Genomic DNA, 21,296 nt, shown 5'->3' with positions numbered 1-21,296 from the left:
AAATGCTCTGCCTCGAAGGGCAGAGCCGGATCAATTCATAACGACAAGAGTACCGGGCGGAGCGTCTTAGCGCAGCACGTTGAGTTGTACGCCGCTCGCATCTGCGTCACCCAGCTCCAGACGGCTGGCGCGCACCCGTTGCTCAACCAGGGCATCGCGCCAGGCTTCGGCCTGGGCGCCGCTGATGGTGACACGCAAGGTGCTGTCGAGCTTAAGGCTACGTGCCAGCAGTTCAATCCAGGCAGCGCTGGGTTCAACCTGCTTGGCAAGGCGCAGTTCACCGGTACTTTTCAGCTGGCGCTGCAGGGTGGCTGGGGTCGGCAACACTTCACCCAACGGCGCATTGGCCGTGAGCAACTCGGCATGCAGGTAGGCGCGCTTGTTGCCACGGGTGATGCTGTACAGCGCCAACAAGCTGTCCTGACGTGGCTCAGCGAGACGCAGCAATGCGTACGTTTGCTGGTCATCCGAACCGGTCAGGGTAGCGTTATTGAATACCGCGTTAGCCCATAGACTGCTGGAACCGCATTCACGACCCACGCACCAGTACAGCAACTCGGCGTCCTGGGCTTGTAAATCACTGCGGGCCTTGGCGAATGCCTCATTCGCTGTGTGAGTGCGCGGTAACTCATAGGTCACGGCGGTCAACTGGCCCTGAGCAGCTACTTCGCGCTCATACCGTAAAGTGCCACTGATCCGCCGAATTGCCCCTTGCGGGTAGATGCGCTCCTGTTCGGCAACATCCTTGAAGCTGACAATCTTGCTCCCGGCAAAGCGCGGTAACACGTCGAGATCCTGACTACCTGCAACATCGGCCCGGACAACGGCTGTGGCCAGCAACAGGCTGATGCCGAGGCCATAAATACTGAGACGGCTCATTTGATCAACATCGACTGGGCCGCTTTGACGATTTTCGCGCCGTCCTCTTCGCGCTGCGGCACCAGCAAACCACGCTGTACGGCAGGACGCTCAGCCAGCTCAGCCATCCAGCGCTGCAGATGCTCAAGGCCGTCAACAGAGACGCCTGCCCAGTCATGAATACGCACCCATGGGTAGGTGGCAATGTCGGCAATACTGTAGTCATCGGCCAGGTACTGCGATTCGCTCAAGCGCGTGTCGAGCACTTCATACAGACGACGGGTTTCGCGCTGGTATCGGTCAATCGGCCCCTGCAGCTTCTCCGGGAAATAACGGAAAAACACGTTGGCCTGACCTTGCATAGGGCCAACCCCGCCCATCTGGAACATCAGCCACTGGATCACCCGCGAGCGGCCCTTGGCGTCGCTGGGCAGCAGCTGGCCGGTTTTCTCGGCGAGATACAGCAGAATGGCGCCGGATTCGAATACCGCGAAATCATCATTAGCGCGGTCAACAATCGCCGGAATACGGCCATTGGGATTGATCTTGAGAAAGGCCGCAGTCTTCTGTTCCTGCTTATCGAAACTCAAAGCCTGCACGGTGTAGGGCAGCTGTAACTCTTCCAGTGCGATGGACGCTTTATGGCCGTTGGGGGTGGCGGCGGTATACAGGTCGATCATGCGAATCTCCGTGGGTAACACCCACACCTTTCCCCAGTTGCCTTTAGCAAGTCAAGGCGCGCCCAGGAAAGCTTTGAAACAGTCTGCTACCAAACCCGCGCCCACGTCGTCATCCAGGTGCAGGTGATGGCCGCCAGGCAGATGCGCCACCTCGATGGCCAGGCCCTCGACCAGCTGAGTAATACTCGGCTGCGCGAGCAACATGCCTTGCTGCGCCATCACCAGTTTGGCCGGACACTGCAGGCTACGTGCAAACGCTAGGGCATGGGCGTGGGTCAGACGCAGTGGCGACGGCAGTGTCAGCCGGCTGTCAGTGCGCCAGGTGTAACCGCCAGGCACAGGCATCAGGCCGCGCTGGGCGAGCAATTCTGCAGCCTCACGACTGACCGCCCCTACCCCGCGCATACGCGCTTCCACAGCCCGGTCAAACTCGGCGTATACCGGCTTGCTCTTACCGGCCAGGGCCAGCTGCGCCTTGAGCGCTTCGCCGAGTTTCTGCGGCGCCGTGTCCGACTCGCCGGTGTAGGGAATCAGCCCGTCAATCAGTGCCAAGCGCTCGATTCGCTCCGGCATCGCTCCGGCCAAAAGCACCGAGACAATTGCGCCCATGGAATGCCCGAGCAGGGAAAAGCGCTGCCAGCCGAACTGCTCGGCGACCTGCAGCACATCGTGGGCATAGTCCCAGATGGCGTAACTGCCGCCTGGCGGACGGTGATCGGAATGACCGTGGCCGGCAAAATCCAGGGCCACAATACGCAACCCTGGCAACAGCGGAGCCAGGCGGGAAAAACTGGCGGCATTGTCCAACCACCCATGCAGGGCAATCACCGGTATACCGTCTTCCGGGCCATACAGATGGGCGGCCAGTTCGATATGCGGCAACCGTAGGCGGACTTCTTCGAAATGCAGGCTCATGCGTGTTGCTCACTGACAGGTTGACCGTCCCAACGCTGGAACAGCTTTTTTAGCAATTCGGCAGTGTCTTGCGGACGTTCCAGTGGAAACATATGCCCACCGGGCAGCGTCAGGTACTCACCATTGGGAACACGACGTACCAAGTGGGCATGATGCGGCATCACCACCCGGCTATGCCGACCGCGCACCATGGCCAGCGGCACTTTCAGCTGCTGCGGCCGTCCTGGGCTGGTGTGCGGCACGCTGCGGTAGATACTGATTTCCGTGGCGGGATCAAACCGCAGGCGCAGGCTATTACCCGAGGCCTGCAGGCCGTGCTGCACATAGGCGTCCAGGCACTCAGGATCGAAGCGACGGAATAGCCCTTTGCCTGCGAAATATCCGCGAGCCTCGGCCAGGTCAATAAACTCTTCACGCCGCCCCAGGGTACGTCCGGCCGGGGTGATGCGGTCGATAAAGCCAAAGCGTTTGGCCGCGCGAATCACCATCTTGTCCGCCAGGGTCAGGACTGGCGAATCAAGCATTACCACCCCACGGTAAAGCTCGGGGCGTAGTAACGCAGCGTGATAATGCAGCACGCCGCCCAGCGAATGCCCCACACCCCAGACAAGCTGCTGGTTAGCCTCAAGGTGATGGATCAGCTCATCAACCAGATTGCTCCAGTTGTCGTTCACCGGAAAACGCGGGTCATGCCCATGTTGCTCCAGGTGCTGCACCGAATAGTCCGGCGCCAGTGCGGCAAATAGCTTGCCGTAGGTGGCCGAGGGAAAGCCGTTGGCATGGGCGAAGAACACGGACTGGGTCATGGCAGCGGGCTTATCTGGGAAGTTACGGATGATTGTCCGGCAGTGTTTGAGATGCAGCAATGACAAAACGGCCAGTGAATGACGGCACTATAGCCAAAGCTGATGGGAGGCCCGCCAGCCGGAGCGGCAGTGGCGGGCTTTACGGATTAACGCAGCGCAGGGCCATTCTCCCCCAGCGGCACAATGGCCATAGTCAGCCGGGAAATGCAGCTGGCCTTGCCATCCTCCCCCGTCAAACGGATGTCCCAGACATGGGTGGTACGCCCTAGGTGAACCGGCCGAGCTACCGCGGTGACCCGGCCGCTGCGCACGCCACGCAGGTGGTTGGCGTTCACTTCCAGGCCTACGCAGTAAAACTTGCTGCTGTCGATGCACAGGTGGCTGGCGGTGGAACCGAGGGTTTCCGCCAGCACAACGGAGGCGCCGCCATGCAGCAGGCCATAGGGTTGGTGGGTACGTGCATCGACCACCATGCTGGCGGTGATCGACTCGTCATCAAACGATTCAAAGCGAATATCCAGCTGCTCGCCAATGGTGTTCTTCAGAAAGCCATTGAGCTGAGCCAGGTCAGGGTTTTGTTGCCAGAGGGTCATGATGTGTCCTTTTGGATCAGTTCAGTCAGAACAGGGCCGGCGGGCTTAGCCTTGCCGGCCACAGGCTGATCACTCGTGCCAGAGCACCGCTTCACTGCGTTCGGTCCATTCACTGAAGCGCTCTCCATACGTGCCTTCGACCACAGCGCGCTTGATTTTCAGAGTTGGCGTAAGGAAGCCGTTCTCAACCGCCCAGACCTCCTTGACCAACACCAGACGTTGCAGGCGCTCATGCTTGTCGAGGCTTTGGTTAACGTCCTCCAACAACTTCTTCAAACTGCTTTCCAACTCGCCACGCCCGCTGGAAGCCTCACTGCGCCCCACATCGGACAGCACACAAAGTGCCATGGGTTGTGGCATGCCATCGCCCACCACGCACACCTGTTCAATGCGTGAGTGCTCGCCGAGCAGATTCTCAATCGGCGCTGGGGCAACGTACTTGCCTTTGCTGGTTTTGAAGATTTCCTTGATCCGACCGGTCAGGCGAAGATTGCCTTCGCTGTCCTGCTCGCCTTTGTCACCGGTGCGCAGAAAGCCGTCGGACGTGATGGTTTCTGCGGTTTTCTCAGGATCTTTGTAGTAGCCCTGCATGGTCGCGCCGCTGCGCACCTGCACCTCGCCATCCTCGGCGATGCGCACTTCGACGCCAGGGCTGTTCTGACCGATCCAGCCTTGTTTGAACTTGCCCGGCCGGCACACATGGGAGTAACCGCAGTTCTCGGTCATGCCGTACACCTCCAGCACATCCAAGCCCAGGCGCTTGTACCAGTTGAGCAGCGCTTCAGGCACCGGCGCGGCGCCAGACAGGGCGTAGCGCACGGCATCCAGCCCCAGGCCAACCAGCACCTTTTTGCCGACGATGCGGCCGATGATTGGCAGCTTGAGCAGGAAATCCAGCTTCTCGGCTGGCATCTTGCTGTAGACGCCCATCTGGAATTTAGTCCAGATACGCGGCACACCAAACATCACCGTCGGCCGCGCGCGCTTGAGGTCTTCAAGGAAGGTTTCCAGGCTCTCGGCAAAGAAGATTGTCTGCCCAGCGTAAATGGATGCCAGCTCGACAAACATGCGCTCGGCCACATGGCACAGCGGCAAGTAAGAAAGCACTCGGTCATTCTCGCCAACGCCAAACAGCTCAGTGGCGTGGCTGGCGGCAAAGCCGAAATTGCTGAAGTGATGCATCACCCCTTTCGGCGTGCCGGTGGTACCGGAGGTGTAGATGATGGTGGCGAGCTGATCGGCAGCCGCCTTGGGGTTGTCCTGAATCGGCGTGCAGGCCTGCAGGTCATCCCAGGTAAAGCTGAACTCGCCCTGCGGACGCAGTGGCAGGCCGATGGTTGGCACATCCTGCGGCACACCGGGAACCATTGCTGGCCAATCATCCAGCTTGCCGACGAACACCAGTGCCGCCTCTGAGTGGCACAGCACCTGGCCTACCGACTCGGCGGTGAGATTGGGATAGAGCGGCACCGAGACGTGTCCGGCCATCCAGATCGCCAGATCGGTGACGATCCAGTGCGCACAGTTCTTGGAAATGATCGCAATGCGGCTGCCATGCGGCAGTTCGCGGCTACGCAGCCAGTTGGCCGCACGGCGCGCCTGCTCGCCGACGTCGGCCCAGCTCAGTTCCTGCAGCTGACCGCCCGGCAGCGGCTGCACCATGTAGCGTTTATTCGGGTGACGAGCCTCGCGCTCATAAAACACCTCAAGCGGCAAACGGATTGCATCAGCCACAGGGCTTCCTCCTTTGTTGTTTTTGTGGAGCCAACCAAGCAATTGCTTGGTTGGACTATTCCACGCACAAAGGCGGCCCGCAAGAGGAGAAATGTTTCGGTGTGTAGTGAGGCGTCAGGAATGACTTGGATGCTTGTGGGCAGACAATTCCATCAACCCAGCGGCCAGCTCATCACCTTCCAGCAACGCCAGACTGGCGGTGTTCATCGGCAGCGGTTGCTGGCGATGGCCGTGAATCAGCAGGCCCGCCAAGGCGCCAACCAGCGGCTGATGGGTGACCAGCAACAGCTCATCGAACGCATAACCGTCAAGTTCCCGCAGCGCTTGGCGCAGATCACTCTCCGGCGTTAGCCAGGGCACGGTCTGCCGGATACCGCTAAAGGCCAAGACTTCGCAGACTAGATCTGCCGTCTGCTGAGCCCGCACATAGGGGCTGACCAGTACAGCCTGCAGCGGCCGATCCAGCAACTGCGCAGCCACCTCACGCACCTGTTGACGACCATAGGCAGTCAGGTTGCGCTCGGCATCAGTGCGCGCAGTCGGTTCGGCTTCACCGTGGCGCAGTAGCCAGAGCCTCACAGGCTTGCCCCAATAAGCCGACGACTCAAAGCTTCGGCTCTTCGTCGCGCACCGGGTGGGCCGCCGGAGGAATGCTGTGCGGGGTCTCACCTTGTGGTGCTTGCGGGGTTGGCCAGTCAGCAAACGGCCAAGGCTTTTCATCAGTGTTGAAGGTGCCAAAGCGACCGATCTGCGCCAGGTACTGGCTCAGGCTGTCCCCAAAGCCCAGCAGGCCGGCATTCGGCGCACCGTAAAACAGGCGGTAACCCAGTTGCAGCAACACCACGGCGCCCAAGAGGATTTCCGCCAGTTGCCAAACGATGGTGAAAATCACCATCCAGAGGATGCGCAGCAGAATCGATTCGCGCTGCAGTTCCTGATTGCCATCACTCATGCTCATCTCCTTGCAGGGTCTAGTAAGGTGAATCTCAAAAACCGGTGGTGGGGATAAAATCAACGTCGGTCTTGGGCTCTGCATTCATCAGCGCACCGATTACCTGATTCAGCGTGCGCCCCTCGAACAGAATGGCATGCAAGCCCGCGACCAGGGGCATATAGACCTGCAACTCCTCAGCTTTGGCCTTGAGCACCTTGATGGTGTTGACCCCTTCCGCCACTTCGCCCAGGCGCGCCACTGCATCTTCCAGGCTTAAACCCTCACCGAGGGCAAAGCCGACCTGGTAGTTGCGGCTTTTTGCCGAGGAGCAGGTGACGATCAGATCGCCCACACCGGCGAGCCCCAGGAAAGTCATGGGATTGGCGCCCAGCTTGACCGCAAAACGGGTCATTTCCGCCAGAGCGCGGGTAATCAGCATGCTCTTGGTGTTTTCGCCCATGCCCATCGCTGCAGCCATGCCGGCGATGATCGCGTAAACGTTCTTCAACGCACCGCCCAGCTCGACGCCAAAACGGTCGGCACTGGCATACACACGGAACGTGCGCCCGTGCAACGCAGCTTGCACGTGCTGGCAGAGTTCTTCGTCCTCGCTGGCGACGACCGACGCGGTCAGCGCATGCTCGGCCACCTCACGCGCCAGGTTTGGCCCCGACAGCACGCCGATACGCGCTTGCGGAGCAATGTCTTCGAGAATCTGGCTCATCAGCAGAAAGCTCTGCGCCTCGATGCCCTTGGTGGTGCTGACCAGCTGCTTGCCGCTGAGTAGCTCAGCCACCGGTTGCAGTGCCTGACGCAATGCACTGGAGGGCAAGGCGACGAAGATCAACTGACAGGCGTTCAACGTCGCCGCCAGGTCGGTGACAGGCTCAACGCCCAAATGAATTTTGATGCCTTTGAGGTAACGCGGGTTTTCACGGGTCAGCCGAATCGCCTGGGCCTGTTCGGGGTCGCGCATCCAGTGCAGGACATGCTGGCCGTTTTCGGCCAGCAAATTAGCAATCGCAGTGCCGAAGCTACCGCCGCCAAGCACGGCGATGGGGTGCTGATCAGTCATAACGTATCCGTGGTAAACCATTGAAAGTGGCGAATCGCTCGCATTATACGGCGGCGCCTCTATGCAACCAGCTTTTAGCAGGTTGCCTGGCACTGGCAAAGCCAAGCAGCTCAGTTAACATGCAGCCTTTAAAACGCAAACAAGGTTGTGGCGTGATCGACAGCACCCAAGCCCAGCTTCATCCTGAGACCGCGCAAAACCGGCCAGTTCTCCAACGACCGAACATTTTTTGCAGCTGCGGAGTGTCGCGATGATCCTGCGTCGTGGCTGGAATATCCATACCCGCACCCAATTGATCAGTGTCGGCCCTGCCCTGCTGCTGACCCTGCTGCTCACCGGGTTCTTCACCTTTGCCCGTCTGCAGGACCTGCGCCAGGAGGTCAACCACTACGGTCAGTTGATCGCCAGCCAGTTAGCCCCGGCCAGTACTTATGGGGTCATTTCCGGCAACCTTGAGGTGCTCGAGGCACTGCTGCAAGCCACGCTGAAAACTCCGCATGTGCGCTTTCTGGAAGTACGCGATCACACCGGTAAAATTCTCGTTTACGTTGAGCAAGCCCCAGGCAGCGGCCACGCAAGCAGCCAGGTCGATGTGTTTCAGGCGCCCATACACCTGCAACGTGCAGCGCTGAACAACCCTGATCAACAGGCATTGGCCGATGACTACCTGGGCTATGTCGTCGTCGGCATGTCTAACGACGCCTTCAATACACGCCAGCAGGAAATCCTCTTTAAGGCCACCCTGCTCGCCCTGTTCGCCCTGGCCCTGACCTTTATTCTTGCCCGCCGCCTGGCTCGCCACCTGTCGCAGCCGCTGAGCGCCATGGGTGAAGCCGTCAGCGCGATTCAGGCTGGCAACTACCAGACCACCCTGCCCGAAGTCGGTGAAGGTGAGTTGCAGGCTCTGGCGCGGCATATCAACAACCTCGCCCACGGTCTGGCCAGCGCCAGTGACGAACAACAACGTGCCATGGCCCTGCTGATTCAAGCACGCGAGCAGTCCGAGCTGGCCAACCGCGCCAAATCCGACTTCCTGGCGATGATGAGCCACGAGTTGCGCACCCCGATGAATGGCGTGCTGGGCATGCTGCAGTTACTGGAAACCACTGAAATGACTCAGGAGCAGGCCGAATATGCCGCCCTGGCCACCGAGTCCACTGAACACCTGTTAAAAGTCATCAATGACATCCTCGATTTCTCGCGCATCGAACGCGGCGCACTGGAGCTCGAACGCATCCCCTTCTGCCTGCTCGACCTGCTGCAAAGTTCGATTCAGGTGTTCCAACACAGCGCCCAACAGCGTGGCCTGCAATTACTGCTGGAAACCGAAAGTGGCCTGGAGAACTTACAGGTACAAGGCGACCCCACGCGGATTCGGCAAATTCTGGTCAATCTCATCGGCAACGCATTGAAATTTACCGAAACCGGCAATATCCGTGTGCACAGCAGCTGGCAGGCGCTGGATAACCAGGTGCTGTGGTTCAGCTGTGCGGTGCATGACAGCGGCATCGGAATATCCCCTGAGCGGCTTGAACATATGTTCGATGCCTTCCAGCAGGCCGACACTTCTATTTCAAGACGTTACGGCGGCACCGGGCTGGGTTTGCCGATTGCCCGCACCCTTGCAGAACGCATGGGCGGCACCCTGCGCGCAGTCAGTCAGGAAGGTCAGGGCTCGGTATTTACCCTGGAAGTGCCACTGCCGTTTTCCCAGCACGTCACACCCGCTATCAGCGACACACCACTGCCAGCGGACCAGGGGAACGGCCAACCGGTGCTGCTGGTCGAAGATAACCCGGTCAACCAGACCGTGATTGAAGCCATGCTGCGCAGCCTGGGCTATCGGGTCAGCCTGGTTGGAGATGGCGCACAGGCCGTGCATCAGGTCAGCCAGCAGCGTTATTCAGCGATTCTGATGGATTGCCGTCTGCCAATCATGGACGGATACGAGGCCACGCGTCAGATCCGTCGCCTGCCCGGCTGTAGCGAACTGCCTATCATCGCGCTGACCGCCAACGCCTTGCAGGGCGACCGCGAGGCCTGCTTACAATCGGGCATGAATGACTACCTGGCAAAACCCTTCAAACGGGCCGATTTGCAGCGAATCCTGCAGCGCTGGCTGCCCCCTCGACCATCGACGGGTAGTCAAGAAGGCTCAACTGCTGCAGGCTAATGAGCATGGGCGCTATGACAGGCCAACAGGAGCGGAGTACAACTGTACTCACAAGGCTGTGACTTTCACCACAACGCAACAGTCTATGACTAGGCTGTTGGCAGGCGCAGCAGACTGTGCCGCCAGCCAGGACGATTCGCCCAGCCTTGGCGCATGGGACATATTGAGGAGCTCGCATGACCAAACAAAACGCCTTCACCCGGGAAGAACTGCTCGCTTGCGGTCGCGGCGAACTATTCGGCCCAGGTAATGCGCAACTGCCCGCGCCGAACATGCTGATGATCGATCGCATCACTCATATCAGCGACACCGGCGGCAAGTACGGCAAGGGCGAAATAGTCGCCGAGCTCGATATCACTCCTGACTTGTGGTTTTTCGCCTGCCATTTCGAAGGCGACCCGGTGATGCCAGGCTGCCTGGGCCTCGATGCCATGTGGCAGTTGGTAGGCTTTCACCTTGGCTGGCAGGGCAATCCAGGCCGTGGCCGTGCCCTGGGTTCGGGCGAAGTGAAGTTCTTCGGTCAGGTGCTGCCGACCGCCAAGAAAGTCACTTACAACATCCATATCAAACGCACCATCGCCCGCTCCCTGGTTCTGGCTATTGCCGATGGTAGCGTCAGCGTTGATGGTCGCGAGATTTACAGCGCCGAAGGCCTGCGCGTTGGTCTGTTTACCTCTACCGACAATTTTTAAAGGACTCTCTGCATGCGTCGCGTCGTGATTACCGGCCTGGGCATCGTTTCCTGCCTGGGCAATGACAAAGCCACCGTCTCTGCCAACCTGCGTGCTGGCAAGTCAGGCATCCGCTTCAACCCTGCCTATGCCGAAATGGGCTTGCGCAGCCAGGTGTCTGGCTCGGTTGACCTCAACCTGGAAGAGCTGATCGACCGCAAGGTCTATCGCTTCATGGGGGATGCTGCTGCCTTCGCTTACCTCTCGATGGAGCAAGCGATCAAGGACTCGGGCCTCAGCGCAGAAGATATCTCCAACCCACGCGTGGGGTTGATTGCAGGTTCCGGCGGCGCGTCGACCTTCAACCAGATGGAGGCCATGGACATCCTGCGCGAGAAAGGCGTCAAGCGTGTTGGCCCCTACCGCGTACCGCGCACCATGGGCAGCACCGTGTCCGCCTGCCTGGCCACGCCGTTCAAGATCAAGGGCGTTAACTACTCGATCTCCTCGGCCTGCGCCACCAGTGCGCATTGCATCGGTAATGCCATGGAGCAGATCCAGCTGGGCAAGCAGGACGTAGTGTTCGCCGGCGGTGGTGAAGAAGAACATTGGAGCCAGAGCTTCCTGTTCGACGCCATGGGCGCCCTCTCCACTCAGTACAACGAAACTCCAGAAAAAGCCTCGCGTGCTTACGACGCCAAGCGTGACGGTTTCGTTATCGCCGGCGGTGGCGGCATGGTGGTGGTCGAAGAACTGGAACACGCACTCAAGCGCGGCGCCAAGATCTACGCCGAAATCGTCGGCTACGGCGCCACCAGCGACGGCTATGACATGGTCGCCCCGAGCGGCGAAGGCGCAGTGCGCTGCATGCAGCAGGCTCTGGCTACCGTCGACAGCCCAATCGACTATCTGAACACCCACGGCACCTCGACTCCGGTCGGCGACGTTGCGGAAAGCCGCGCAGTACGCGAAGTGTTCGGTGTCAAGGCGCCCGCCATCAGCTCGACCAAGAGCCTGTCCGGTCACTCCCTGGGCGCCGCCGGCGTACAGGAAGCGATCTACTGCATGCTGATGATGGAAGGCAACTTTATCGCCGGCTCGGTCAACATCGACGAAGTCGACCCGGAAATCGCCGACCTGCCGATCCAGCGCAGCACCGTTGAGAACGCCAAGCTCGACACCGTGATGAGCAACAGCTTCGGCTTCGGTGGCACCAACGCCACTCTGGTACTCAAACGCTGGGCAGGCAAATAAGCCTCACCCAGTGTTTGCAGCATAAAAAAGGCCATCCCTCGGGATGGCCTTTTTTATTGTGGCTTGCGCCAGGCTTACTCAGATAGAAAAGCGCGCTACCAGTGCATTGAGGTCCACCGCCAGGCGTGACAACTCTTGGCTGGCCGCACTGGTCTGGTTGGCACCGGCTGAAGACTGCATCGACAGATCTCGGATATTCACCAGGTTGCGATCCACTTCGCGGGCCACCTGAGCCTGTTCTTCCGAAGCGCTGGCGATCACCAGATTGCGCTCATTGATCTGCGAAATCGCGGCCGCAATCTCATCCAGCGCTTGGCCGGCCGCCTTGGCCACATCCAGGGTTGAACGGGCACGGCTGTTGCTGTTCTGCATGGCGTTAACCGCTTTATCGGTGCCCTGCTGGATGCCGCTGACCATTTGCTCGATTTCACGGGTCGACTGCTGAGTACGGTGCGCCAGGGCCCGCACTTCATCGGCCACCACGGCAAAACCGCGTCCGGCTTCACCGGCACGCGCAGCTTCAATCGCAGCGTTCAGTGCCAGCAGGTTGGTCTGCTCGGCAATCGAACGGATCACATCCAGTACCTTGCTGATATCGCGTACTTGCCCGGCCAGCTGCTCCACTTCGGAAGCGGTATGGGTCACGTCGTCCGCCAGATGACTGATCGACTCAACAGTCTGGCGCACCTGCTCGCGGCCATGTTGCGCCGTACGATTGGACTCGCTGGACGCTTCAGAGGTGCTAACGGCATTACGCGCAACCTCTTCCACGGCACTGGTCATTTCATTGACCGCGGTAGCCGCCTGCTCGATTTCATTGTTCTGCTGATGCAAACCACGGGTGGAGTCTTCAGTGACCGCACTGAGCTCTTCCGAGGCCGAGGCCAGCTGCGTAGAGGAGTCCGAGATATTTTGGATAGTGTTACGCAGGCTTTGCTGCATGGTCTTCAGCGCACTCAGCAAACGTGCCGGCTCATCACTGCCCTGCACTTCAATTGATTGAGTCAGGTTGCCGCCTGCCACCACTTCAGCCACCCGTACCGCCTCGGTCAGCGGCGCGACGATGCTACGGGTCAGCAGCAACGCCAGAATCACCGTCAGACCAAGTGCAGCCAGCATCATCACAATGACCCATGTACGGGCGCTGGAAAATACTTGATCAGCCTTTTCAGCCGCTGCGGAGGCCCCCACCCGATTCAGCTCGGACAAATCAGCGAGGGCTTTGGCCATACTGTCCGCATGCCCATTCAGCTGACCATTGGCAACCGCCAGTGCAGCATCAAGATCATTTTGACGGACGGCGGCCACGATCTTCGACTGCTCCTGCAGATAGCTGCTTTCAGCCTGTTTGAAACGCTCGTAAATCGTACGTTCTTCAGGGCTCGCAATTAATTTTTCATAGCTGTTCTGAGCCGTGTGCAACTGGTTTTTAAACTCCTCAACACGGGCGAGATTCTGCTGCGTCGCACTTTCATCGCTATTAAGCATCAAGCGCAGTGTCAGAGCTCGCAGCCTTAGAATGTCTTGGCTCATCTCACCCAGGCTCAGCACGCTGGGCAGCCAGTTTTCATTTACATCAGCTGATTGCTTGTTCATCTCTGACATTTGCAACAGGGAGAAGCTGCCCAGCAGCAGCACAAGAAGTGCGACTAAGCCAAAGCCAAGTGACGCTCTGGGAGCGATGTTTATATTTCTTAGGGTCATCACGGCCGTCCTTTACGGTTCTGAAGCAGCTTGCTCGATAGCATATGGCCATTGTCCTTATGGGGACCTTAAGACCTTCAGCCAATATCTACAGATTCCGTATCGACTCTAGCACTAGATTCTTGACCCCTCGCACATAAAAAACCCGAGCCAAGGCTCGGGTTTAGCATTACGACTTCAGCTAACTTCAACGCACGATAAAGCGCTGCTCCAGCAATTTGCGGTCGTCCTGAAACACCATAAAGTGCCACTCACCCGGGACCACTTCATGCGCTTCGGTGAACTCGAAGGCCATCACGTCCTGCACGGCACCGGGTGCCTGCTTCTGCATCACGACAAACTTGTCGTGCCGGGTACCGGTCGGGGTCACCACTCCAGGAGTAAGGTAGAGCAAGGTCAGCGGCGCATCATCGGCCACCTTGCCCACCAGGGTGTAACGCATACCGAACTTGGTACCGAGCTTGGCGGGGATCACGTCGCCTTGCTCAATCTGCTGGTTACTGCGGGTCAACACCCGCTCACCTTCCTGAAAGTCCTGATAGTCACTGGCGAAAACGCCGTATTCGATCGGACCTTCAACACGCACTTCGGCGTGCGCCAGGCTGCTGATCAACACAAGTGCGGCCAAGCCACTGAAACGGGTGTATTGCATGTCGCGCTCCTTATTTAGATGGCGCGAGCCTATGACACCCGTGTGACAGGGCTATGACAGCTCTACTCAGTCATCTCGGCTTGCACCTTACGTGGCAATACCGCGAGGAAATTGTCGAGCGCCACCTGATGGGCAACCTTCTCCGGCAAGGCATCGAGAAACGGCTTAAAGCCTGTCATGTAGTCCGGCAAACTTGAGAAACGCCCTACCACATCGGAGCCCAGCATAAAGCGCGCGGGATAGCTGCTGACCAACTTTACCCAGGCCGGATCAGGTTGCCCCTCGGCATCAAGCAGGTAGGGGCGAAGCATGGTCCAGGACAGATCGATATACAGATTGGGGTACTGTTTAAGCATCCGCTCCAGGGTGGGCAGGAGGAACTCCAGCTTTTCCTGATGCCGGTGAATTTCCATGCTGGTACCGGCATGCGCCCAGATAAACCGCACATGTGGATGGTTACGCAGTGGGTCCTCGATTTCCTGCAGGTACAGCGGATTGCGTTCGCGCTTGGAGGTGATATTGGAATGCAGCATCACTGGCAGGTCGTACTCGGCAGCCAGGTGAAAGACCCGCGCCAGGGCTTCGTTGTTGGCCCGTGGCGCATCACCATGGATCAGCGCGGTGAGGTCGTCATGTCGAGTGAAAACCTCCCCAATGCCCTGCCACAGCCCTGGGTCGAGTTCGAGCATTCGGCGGATATGTGCATCGGCATTCTTGTCGTTCGGATTAAAGCCCGAGAGAAACGGGTGTAGACGTTTGCGCTGTTCAGCGGGCACCTGTTTGTAGGCATGTGCCACCAACACATCGGTGGCACTGTACCAATAGGCATTGGCATCATCACCCGCGTAATAACGAGGACGCTTGGGCTCATCCTCATGCCATTTCTTCGCCACCGGAATGCCTGAGAGCATCACATGCTCGATATTGCCGGCCGCCATCTGCTCGAACAACTCAGTCATGCCCGCGCTTTCTTGAAAGAAATCCACGTAATGCAAATGGGCATCGCTGTAGCGATAGTCGCGGGCCTGGGCCATTGCACTCAGCAGGCCGAGCAACAGGGCAACACTCAAACGCGATACAGGCAAGGGCATATCCTCCAGACAGTCAGAGCAGCATAGACCCCAGGCGTCAGACGCAAGTTCAGGCACAGAGCGGCGAGTAGCGAGCAAACAGCACCACAGAGGCCCAAACCACAACCTGCAGCACCAGAACAGGGCGGCCACAGCGACTGTTTTCCAGCGTCAGCAGCATGACGCGGCACGTCAGTGATGGCACTTGGCTTGCAGTAGAACCGCCAGCCCCTAGAAGGAATTCGCCATGCTTCAGCTATTGCGCTCGACCCCACGCAAGAACACGGACGACATTGCGCTCGATGCGCTGTTCAATCAGCAAGACCTCACCGCCCGCCTGAGCGATAACTATCGCTGGATGTCGCGCCTGAATGACTTCAGCGCAGGTCTGCACCAACGCATCCGCACCAGCCTGGGCGCAGCAGTCGGCATTGCTTCGCATGCTCCACAACTGGCACGTATCGCCGCCGCCAACCAGCAGAGTGGGCAAACGTTGGCGCAGTCCTCGGAGCTGATCGCCAGCGCCAGTGAACAGGTCACCACTACCCTCGACGCCGAGTTGGTACCCGGCGCCGCCGAAGTCGCGCAGCTGTCCGCTGAAGTCACCGCCACCCTGCATGGTTGCCAACAGAGCGGCCAGGCGGTACTGCAACAGGTAGAGGTGATCGGCAAGAGCGAACAGCAACTGGAGCTGGTGATTCAACAACTGACTAGCCAGCTTGAAGAGGTCAGCAAAGTGATCGGGGTGATCGCCAGCATTTCCCAGCAGACCAACCTGCTCGCGCTGAATGCAGCCATCGAAGCTGCCCGCGCAGGCGAGCATGGTCGTGGCTTTGCCGTGGTGGCCGAGGAAGTGCGGCGCCTGGCCGGGCATACCACCGACGCCACCACGCAGGTCAGTGACATCATCGAGCGTTTTCGCAGCGGCATGCAGCAACTGACCGAAGCAGGCAGCCACATGCACCAGGCCGTAGCCGATGGCCGCGATGGCATGCTCGCCGTGGGCGGTGGTCTGGACAGTACCCGCCAGGCTATGGATCGCCTGGACAGTCGCGTGGGCCAGATCGCCGCAGGCACCGAGCAGATCGGCCAAGCCGTGCGTTCAATCAACGGTGACGTGCAGAACATCGCCCGGGTCGCCGGCGAATTGCTCGGCAAGGCCAGCCAGGTGCTGCACCACAGCCAGGCGGTGCGCGAAGATGGCGACCGCCTGCTGGCGGGGCTGGGTGATTTCCGTCTGGAGATTCACCACGCCGTGCAGGCCAGTGTCGAGCAGCTGGCTAGCCAACCCGGCATGAGCGCGGATATGGCCACCGCCGAACGCTTGCTCAGCGACACCCTCAAGCGTGATGCGCGGTTTGAGCTGTTCTACCTGGTCGACAACCGCGGCGTGCAGCTCTCCGAAAACATCTTTGCCGCCGATGTGAACCACAGCGAAAGCAGCTGTATAGGCCGCAATTGGCAGCAACGTCCGTGGTTTCGCGCCGTTGCCGATAGCCTGTGCAGTCATATCACCCAGGTCTATCGCTCATCGGCAACCGACGACTTCTGTTTCACCGTTTCGGTACCGATCCTCGATACCCGTGGCCAATTGCTGCGCGTACTAGGGGCCGATGTGCGGCTGTCTGCACTGGTCTGAGGCTGACACCATGGGCTAGGCTGATCACTCACTCAGCCCATGGCGTTGGAGTTCACATGATCAGCATCAGTAACGAGAAAGGCCTGTTGCAGCGCATCAGCATCGGCCCGCACACCCTGCACAGCGACGTGTCGGTGGAACTGGGCGGCGAAGGCTCAGCGCCTGAGCCCCATGACCTGTTCGACGCTGCGCTGGGCGCGTGTAAGGCGCTGACCCTGGCGCTGTATGCCAAGCAACGAGGGTTACCGCTGGAAGGGCTCGACGTGAAGCTCAACCGTGACGACAGCCAGGAACGCCAAGGCATCTACCACCTGAACGTAGAGCTGACCCTGCATGGTGCACTGGATGATGCGCAACGCCAGCAGCTGCTGCGCGTCGCCGATAAATGCCCGATTCACAAGCTGATGACCAGCAGCGAGGTTCAGGTCAGCACTCAGCTAAACGAGGGCATGGAATGAGCGACCTTCTGCTGATCCAGCCGCGCCCGGAAAACCTCGGTGGGCAACCTATCCTGCGCCCCCTACCGTCAGCCAAGTGCCGCAGCGTCGGGCCGTTCGTGTTCTTCGACCATATTCTGGAAAACACCTACCCGGCTGGCAGCGGTATGAATATCAACCAGCACCCGCATATCGGCCTGTCCACCCTCACCTACCTGTTCAAGGGGCAATTGCAGCACAAGGACAGCCTCGGCTCGAATCAACTGGTCAGCCCCGGCGAAGTCAGCTGGATGACCGCAGGCCGTGCCGTCGCCCATGTCGAGCGCACCCCACAGACGCTGTGGGAAAGCGGCTCGCACATGCATGGCCTGCAGGTCTGGCTGGCCATGCCCGCCGCCGATGAGCAAAGCGAACCCCACTACAGCCATCACCCCGCCGACAGCCTGCCGCGCAGCACCAGCATGGGCGTGGACATCTGCCTGATTGCCGGGGCAGGCTTCTGCCTGCAATCAACGGTACCGGTGCTGTCGCCCACTATTTATGCCGAGATCAAGCTGGCCACAGGCAGCGCACTGCAAATCCCCAATGAGCATACCGAACGCGCGCTGTACCTGATTGACGGCGAGGCGACACTGGACGACCAGCAACTGCCGCTGCGTGGCCTGCTGGTACTGCCTGAAGGCGAGACTTACACCCTCAGCGCCTGCAGCGAGAGCCACCTGGTGCTGATTGGCGGCGAGCCGATTGGCCCCCGCCGGATTAACTGGAACTTCGTTGCCAGCGATCCGGCACTGATCGATCAGGCGCGCCAACGCTGGGCCGCGCAGGACTGGCCAACCGTGCCAGGGGAAACCGATCGCATCGAGCTGCCCCGCTGACGGAGAAAATTTGTTGCACTCCCGAGACATCCAAAGCGCAGGTGCTCGGGTATAACCCTTGGCACGCTCACACATTCAGGAACCCTGTGCATGGTGCAGCCGCTGTTTGATTACGAAAGCCATCTGGAAGCCTGTGCTCAGCAGGATAAACGCGCATTCCAGGCGCTCTACCAACAGGAGGCCGCGCAGATGCTCGGGTTGGCCATTACCCTGCTCGGCCGTCGTGATCAGGCTGAAGACTGTGTGCACGATGCCTTTGTGCAAGTCTGGCGCAACGCCCAGCGCTTTCAGCGGGCACTGGGCAGCGGCCGCGCCTGGATCTACAGCATCCTGCGCTACCGCGCGCTGAATCAGCTGCGCAGCCGTGGTCGTACGGTGGAGATGGATGACGACTTTATCGAGCGCGCGGCCGACGACACCCCACAGGCGGCAGAGTTGTTGGAGCAGCAAGGTGAACACCAACAGCTGCGTCGCTGCCTGCAAGGCATCGAACGCAATCGCCGCCACCCGATCCTGCTGGCCTTTTACCGCGGCCTGACCCATGAACAAATCGCCAACCGCCTGACCACCCCGCTGGGCACCATCAAAGGCCGTATTCGCGCAGGTTTGCGCGCCCTGCAGGAGTGTTTGCAAGCATGATTCCGCAGCAACCTGCCGAACGCCGCGCCTTGATCGGCGAATATGTCCTGGGCTTACTTGATGAGGCCGAAGCCGCTGAAGTGCGCGAGTTGATCGAGCGCGACAGCGAAGCCGCGCAAATGGCTCTGCAGTGGCAACAGCACTTTCTCGAACTGAGCGATCAGCTGCCGCCGCAAACACCGTCTACACAATTGTGGCAACGCCTGCAGGACAGCCTCGGCCTGGCCCCAACCGTCGGCCGGGTGAATGTCTGGCTGACGTGGTGGCAGAGCCTGGCCACCTGGCGCCTCACCAGTGCTGCACTGGCGCTTGCCTTGATCGTCGCGCTGATGCCTAACCTGTGGCGCACAGACATGCCTGGCAACAGCTACACCGTGGTGCTGCAAGCCCCTGGTGAAGCCGCCAAACCCGGCTGGGTAGTACATGTGGACGGCACAGGCGGCCTGCGTTTGCAGCCGTTGCTGAACGATCAGATCCCAGCCGACCGCTCGGTACAGTTCTGGACGTTGATCGACCCAGCCATTGGCCCACGCTCCCTAGGCCTGGTCGAACCGGGTAAGCCGCTGCAACTGTCTGCCGAACAGATTGGCGCAGTGCAACCCGGCCAGCTGTTCGAACTGACCCTGGAACCGGCCGGCGGCTCGCCGAAGGATCGGCCTACCGGCAAGGTGCTGTATATCGGTCGCGCGGTGATGGCTTCGATCAACTGAAGCCATCTGCAAAAAAACTGAATTTATTTTCAGGCCGCGACATCCAGATGCGTTCTCGTGGGTATAGCTATCAGGTGTTTCATCGAGGCACCTGCAAGGTAGGCCTAAGCCGGCCTTGCATCGATGCTGGATAACCACAGATGAGAGAACGCATATGAACAGCTTCAATACCCTGCTGACCGCTGCCGTTACCACTGCCACCCTCAGCCTCGCCGCCGGCACTGCCAGCGCAGCGACCCTACTGGCCCTGGGCGCCGACGGTCAGCTGTTCAAGATCGACAGCAGCAGCCAGAAAGTCACCGCCACGATGGCAACCAACAGCCCAAGCCCGTTGCGCGGCATTGATGTGCGCCCGGCAAATGGGATGCTCTATGCCCTGAGCAATGACCATCAGCTCCACACCCTGGACCTGGCCACTGGCGCAGCCAGCAAGGTCGCCAGCCTGAACAAGCAACTGCCTGGCAGCGGCCAGGCGGTCATCGACTTCAACCCGGTCGCCGACAAACTGCGCATGCTCGCCGCCGACGGCACCAGCTTTCGCGTCAACGTTGAAACCGGTGAAGTGGTGGTAGACGGCTCGGTGGCTTACGCCGCCGAAGGCCCTTATGCCGGTAAAAGCGCCAAAGTAGTCGCCGGTGCGTATAGCAACGCCTACGCCGGCACTCAGGCCACCGCGCTGTACACCGTGGATCTGGCCAGCAGCAATCTGATGCTGCAAAACCCGCCAAACAATGGCATCCAGCAAGCCGTGGGCAAAATCGTTGATGGCTTGCAGAATGCGGCGCTGGACATCGCCAGCGACGGCAAAGGCGGCAACACCGCGTACCTGCTGACAGGCACCACGCTGCACACTCTCGACCTGGCCACGGGCAAGCCGACCACGCTGGGCGACATCGCCGGCCTGCCGGGCAATATCATTGATATCGCTGTACTGCCAGGCATGTAATCCGCATGCGGGAAGGCCACACGGCCTTCCCGCTCACGCCTTACTCGGCGAAAGTTTCCGCAAACAGATCATCCATGGCCTTGAACGCTCGCGCGGCCACTACCGGGTGGTACTCATTGCGCCCCGGCACATTGGCCACCGGGTTGGTAAAGGAATGCACAGCGCCACCGTAGCTGACTAACTGCCAGTCGGCTTTCGCCGCTTTCATTTCAGCAATAAAGCCATCGACCTGCGCCTGCGGCACTGCCGGGTCATCTGCGCCATGCAGCACCAGGACCGGTGCCTTGATGTTCTGCGCATCACTTGGGTTGGGCGTATCCAGGTTGCCGTGGAACGAGACAAAGCCTTTCAAATCAGCACCGGAACGCGCCAGCTCCAACACCGTACCGCCGCCGAAGCAGAAACCGATCGCCCCCAGTTTGCTGACATCCAGCGCCACCTGTGCGGTTTGTGCCTTGAGCACTTCCACGGCTGCTTGCGCCCGTTTGCGCATCAGTGGTCGGTCGCCGCGTACCCGCGTCGCGGCAGCCTTGGCCTCGTCGGCATTGGTCGGACGCACCGCCTTACCGTACATATCGGCCATAAACACCACGTATTTGTTACTGGCAGCACGCGCGGCCTTCTTTGCCGAGTCATCGGTGACGCCTAACCAGTTAGGTACCATCAGCAGGCCTGGACGCGGCGTGGTGACCGTATCGTCGTAGATCAACAACCCTTCGAAGGCTTCGCCATCGATCTCATAGGGCACGGGCTTGACGACCACTGCAGCTTCAGCAAAACCGATCATGCCGGCGCACAGCAGGGGCAACAGAGACTTGGTGGACATGGCGAGGCTCCTCAGGCGAATTAAACGCAGCGCTCACCATAGACCGCTGCCACGGGATGACCAAGCACCGGAATCCCCGGCAGCATGCCCAAAGGTTTCAGT

Annotated in this window: 22 protein-coding genes; 9 read left to right on the top strand and 13 right to left on the bottom strand. The window is 59.8% G+C overall.

Annotated features, from left to right (window positions below; translation table 11 throughout):
* Positions 1 to 66 precede the first annotated feature (66 nt).
* The 9 genes from BLO50_RS12855 to BLO50_RS12815 all read right to left on the bottom strand — a co-directional run bounded on the left by BLO50_RS12855 (position 67) and on the right by BLO50_RS12815 (position 7,595).
* The gene (locus BLO50_RS12855) at positions 67 to 879 is read right to left on the bottom strand and encodes a DUF4892 domain-containing protein (protein WP_090253380.1); all 813 of its coding nucleotides are present in this window, start codon (positions 877 to 879) and stop codon (positions 67 to 69) included.
* A complete protein-coding gene (locus BLO50_RS12850) occupies positions 876 to 1,538 on the bottom strand; it encodes a glutathione S-transferase family protein (protein WP_090253376.1) in 663 nt (220 codons plus the stop codon). Before BLO50_RS12850 ends, BLO50_RS12855 begins: the two co-directional genes overlap by 4 nt.
* Before the next feature lie 51 nt (positions 1,539 to 1,589).
* Complete coding sequence (locus BLO50_RS12845; protein ID WP_090253373.1) at positions 1,590 to 2,453, bottom strand: alpha/beta fold hydrolase; 864 nt, start codon at positions 2,451 to 2,453, stop codon at positions 1,590 to 1,592.
* Entirely contained in the window at positions 2,450 to 3,259 is an 810-nt protein-coding gene (locus tag BLO50_RS12840; protein ID WP_090253370.1) for an alpha/beta fold hydrolase, read from the bottom strand. Before BLO50_RS12840 ends, BLO50_RS12845 begins: the two co-directional genes overlap by 4 nt.
* A gap of 146 nt (positions 3,260 to 3,405) precedes the next feature.
* Positions 3,406 to 3,852, bottom strand: coding sequence for a hotdog fold thioesterase (locus BLO50_RS12835; protein WP_090253366.1), 447 nt, complete (start codon positions 3,850 to 3,852; stop codon positions 3,406 to 3,408).
* A gap of 69 nt (positions 3,853 to 3,921) precedes the next feature.
* Positions 3,922 to 5,586, bottom strand: coding sequence for an AMP-binding protein (locus BLO50_RS12830; protein ID WP_090253363.1), 1,665 nt, complete (start codon positions 5,584 to 5,586; stop codon positions 3,922 to 3,924).
* 114 nt (positions 5,587 to 5,700) lie between these two features.
* The gene (sixA, locus tag BLO50_RS12825) at positions 5,701 to 6,165 is read right to left on the bottom strand and encodes a phosphohistidine phosphatase SixA (RefSeq protein WP_090253361.1); all 465 of its coding nucleotides are present in this window, start codon (positions 6,163 to 6,165) and stop codon (positions 5,701 to 5,703) included.
* A gap of 25 nt (positions 6,166 to 6,190) precedes the next feature.
* A complete protein-coding gene (locus BLO50_RS12820) occupies positions 6,191 to 6,538 on the bottom strand; it encodes a DUF4389 domain-containing protein (RefSeq protein WP_090253357.1) in 348 nt (115 codons plus the stop codon).
* 34 nt (positions 6,539 to 6,572) lie between these two features.
* Complete coding sequence (locus BLO50_RS12815; RefSeq protein ID WP_090253354.1) at positions 6,573 to 7,595, bottom strand: NAD(P)H-dependent glycerol-3-phosphate dehydrogenase; 1,023 nt, start codon at positions 7,593 to 7,595, stop codon at positions 6,573 to 6,575.
* A 250-nt stretch (positions 7,596 to 7,845) separates the two neighbouring features.
* On the opposite strand from BLO50_RS12815, the gene BLO50_RS12810 reads away from it, so the two are divergent.
* The 3 genes from BLO50_RS12810 (at position 7,846) to fabB (ending at position 11,693) form a co-directional block, all read left to right on the top strand.
* Entirely contained in the window at positions 7,846 to 9,768 is a 1,923-nt protein-coding gene (locus BLO50_RS12810) for a response regulator (protein ID WP_090253352.1), read from the top strand.
* Positions 9,769 to 9,944: 176 nt separating this feature from the next.
* Entirely contained in the window at positions 9,945 to 10,460 is a 516-nt protein-coding gene (gene fabA / locus BLO50_RS12805; protein ID WP_090253349.1) for a 3-hydroxyacyl-[acyl-carrier-protein] dehydratase FabA, read from the top strand.
* 12 nt (positions 10,461 to 10,472) lie between these two features.
* Complete coding sequence (gene fabB / locus BLO50_RS12800) at positions 10,473 to 11,693, top strand: beta-ketoacyl-ACP synthase I (RefSeq protein WP_090253347.1); 1,221 nt, start codon at positions 10,473 to 10,475, stop codon at positions 11,691 to 11,693.
* A 78-nt stretch (positions 11,694 to 11,771) separates the two neighbouring features.
* Here fabB and BLO50_RS12795 read toward each other — a convergent pair whose 3' ends face one another.
* From BLO50_RS12795 to BLO50_RS12785, 3 genes are all read right to left on the bottom strand, one after another.
* Complete coding sequence (locus tag BLO50_RS12795) at positions 11,772 to 13,397, bottom strand: methyl-accepting chemotaxis protein (RefSeq protein ID WP_090253344.1); 1,626 nt, start codon at positions 13,395 to 13,397, stop codon at positions 11,772 to 11,774.
* A 187-nt stretch (positions 13,398 to 13,584) separates the two neighbouring features.
* Positions 13,585 to 14,049, bottom strand: a complete 465-nt coding sequence (locus tag BLO50_RS12790) for a DUF3859 domain-containing protein (RefSeq protein ID WP_090253341.1) — start codon at positions 14,047 to 14,049, stop codon at positions 13,585 to 13,587.
* Positions 14,050 to 14,111: 62 nt separating this feature from the next.
* The gene (locus BLO50_RS12785) at positions 14,112 to 15,083 is read right to left on the bottom strand and encodes an amidohydrolase family protein (protein ID WP_420875467.1); all 972 of its coding nucleotides are present in this window, start codon (positions 15,081 to 15,083) and stop codon (positions 14,112 to 14,114) included.
* A 283-nt stretch (positions 15,084 to 15,366) separates the two neighbouring features.
* Here BLO50_RS12785 and BLO50_RS12780 point away from each other — a divergent pair, with 283 nt between their 5' ends.
* From BLO50_RS12780 to BLO50_RS12755, 6 genes are all read left to right on the top strand, one after another.
* A complete protein-coding gene (locus BLO50_RS12780) occupies positions 15,367 to 16,758 on the top strand; it encodes a methyl-accepting chemotaxis protein (protein ID WP_090253336.1) in 1,392 nt (463 codons plus the stop codon).
* Between the two features lie 56 nt (positions 16,759 to 16,814).
* Positions 16,815 to 17,216: an OsmC family protein gene (locus tag BLO50_RS12775; protein WP_090253334.1), complete on the top strand. Its 402-nt coding sequence runs from the start codon at positions 16,815 to 16,817 to the stop codon at positions 17,214 to 17,216.
* The gene (locus tag BLO50_RS12770; protein WP_090253331.1) at positions 17,213 to 18,073 is read left to right on the top strand and encodes a pirin family protein; all 861 of its coding nucleotides are present in this window, start codon (positions 17,213 to 17,215) and stop codon (positions 18,071 to 18,073) included. The genes BLO50_RS12775 and BLO50_RS12770 overlap by 4 nt, the downstream gene beginning before the upstream one ends.
* A gap of 90 nt (positions 18,074 to 18,163) precedes the next feature.
* The gene (locus BLO50_RS12765) at positions 18,164 to 18,712 is read left to right on the top strand and encodes a sigma-70 family RNA polymerase sigma factor (protein WP_090253329.1); all 549 of its coding nucleotides are present in this window, start codon (positions 18,164 to 18,166) and stop codon (positions 18,710 to 18,712) included.
* Entirely contained in the window at positions 18,709 to 19,422 is a 714-nt protein-coding gene (locus BLO50_RS12760; RefSeq protein ID WP_090253326.1) for an anti-sigma factor, read from the top strand. Before BLO50_RS12765 ends, BLO50_RS12760 begins: the two co-directional genes overlap by 4 nt.
* Before the next feature lie 154 nt (positions 19,423 to 19,576).
* Positions 19,577 to 20,368, top strand: coding sequence for a DUF4394 domain-containing protein (locus tag BLO50_RS12755; RefSeq protein ID WP_090253323.1), 792 nt, complete (start codon positions 19,577 to 19,579; stop codon positions 20,366 to 20,368).
* Positions 20,369 to 20,408: 40 nt separating this feature from the next.
* On the opposite strand, the gene BLO50_RS12750 is transcribed toward BLO50_RS12755, so the two are convergent.
* On the bottom strand, positions 20,409 to 21,194 hold the full coding sequence (locus BLO50_RS12750; protein ID WP_090253320.1) for a dienelactone hydrolase family protein: 786 nt from the start codon (positions 21,192 to 21,194) through the stop codon (positions 20,409 to 20,411).
* Positions 21,195 to 21,296: the final 102 nt, after the last annotated feature.

The organism is Pseudomonas peli, from assembly GCF_900099645.1.
Taxonomy (GTDB): Bacteria; Pseudomonadota; Gammaproteobacteria; order Pseudomonadales; family Pseudomonadaceae; genus Aquipseudomonas; species Aquipseudomonas peli.
Note: the sequence above shows the minus strand (reverse complement) of the source record. Positions and strands in the feature narration are given on the sequence as shown.

Bases quoted from the DNA above. Each gene is read 5' to 3' on its own strand.
- BLO50_RS12855 (WP_090253380.1), bottom strand. From the start codon at position 879: ATGAGCCGTCTCAGTATTTATGGCCTCGGCATCAGCCTGTTGCTGGCC.
- BLO50_RS12850 (WP_090253376.1), bottom strand. From the start codon at position 1,538: ATGATCGACCTGTATACCGCCGCCACCCCCAACGGCCATAAAGCGTCC.
- BLO50_RS12845 (WP_090253373.1), bottom strand. From the start codon at position 2,453: ATGAGCCTGCATTTCGAAGAAGTCCGCCTACGGTTGCCGCATATCGAA.
- BLO50_RS12840 (WP_090253370.1), bottom strand. From the start codon at position 3,259: ATGACCCAGTCCGTGTTCTTCGCCCATGCCAACGGCTTTCCCTCGGCC.
- BLO50_RS12835 (WP_090253366.1), bottom strand. From the start codon at position 3,852: ATGACCCTCTGGCAACAAAACCCTGACCTGGCTCAGCTCAATGGCTTT.
- BLO50_RS12820 (WP_090253357.1), bottom strand. From the start codon at position 6,538: ATGAGTGATGGCAATCAGGAACTGCAGCGCGAATCGATTCTGCTGCGC.
- BLO50_RS12815 (WP_090253354.1), bottom strand. From the start codon at position 7,595: ATGACTGATCAGCACCCCATCGCCGTGCTTGGCGGCGGTAGCTTCGGC.
- BLO50_RS12810 (WP_090253352.1), top strand. From the start codon at position 7,846: ATGATCCTGCGTCGTGGCTGGAATATCCATACCCGCACCCAATTGATC.
- fabA (WP_090253349.1), top strand. From the start codon at position 9,945: ATGACCAAACAAAACGCCTTCACCCGGGAAGAACTGCTCGCTTGCGGT.
- fabB (WP_090253347.1), top strand. From the start codon at position 10,473: ATGCGTCGCGTCGTGATTACCGGCCTGGGCATCGTTTCCTGCCTGGGC.
- BLO50_RS12795 (WP_090253344.1), bottom strand. From the start codon at position 13,397: ATGACCCTAAGAAATATAAACATCGCTCCCAGAGCGTCACTTGGCTTT.
- BLO50_RS12790 (WP_090253341.1), bottom strand. From the start codon at position 14,049: ATGCAATACACCCGTTTCAGTGGCTTGGCCGCACTTGTGTTGATCAGC.
- BLO50_RS12785 (WP_420875467.1), bottom strand. From the start codon at position 15,083: ATGGCCCAGGCCCGCGACTATCGCTACAGCGATGCCCATTTGCATTAC.
- BLO50_RS12780 (WP_090253336.1), top strand. From the start codon at position 15,367: ATGCTTCAGCTATTGCGCTCGACCCCACGCAAGAACACGGACGACATT.
- BLO50_RS12775 (WP_090253334.1), top strand. From the start codon at position 16,815: ATGATCAGCATCAGTAACGAGAAAGGCCTGTTGCAGCGCATCAGCATC.
- BLO50_RS12770 (WP_090253331.1), top strand. From the start codon at position 17,213: ATGAGCGACCTTCTGCTGATCCAGCCGCGCCCGGAAAACCTCGGTGGG.
- BLO50_RS12765 (WP_090253329.1), top strand. From the start codon at position 18,164: ATGGTGCAGCCGCTGTTTGATTACGAAAGCCATCTGGAAGCCTGTGCT.
- BLO50_RS12760 (WP_090253326.1), top strand. From the start codon at position 18,709: ATGATTCCGCAGCAACCTGCCGAACGCCGCGCCTTGATCGGCGAATAT.
- BLO50_RS12755 (WP_090253323.1), top strand. From the start codon at position 19,577: ATGAACAGCTTCAATACCCTGCTGACCGCTGCCGTTACCACTGCCACC.
- BLO50_RS12750 (WP_090253320.1), bottom strand. From the start codon at position 21,194: ATGTCCACCAAGTCTCTGTTGCCCCTGCTGTGCGCCGGCATGATCGGT.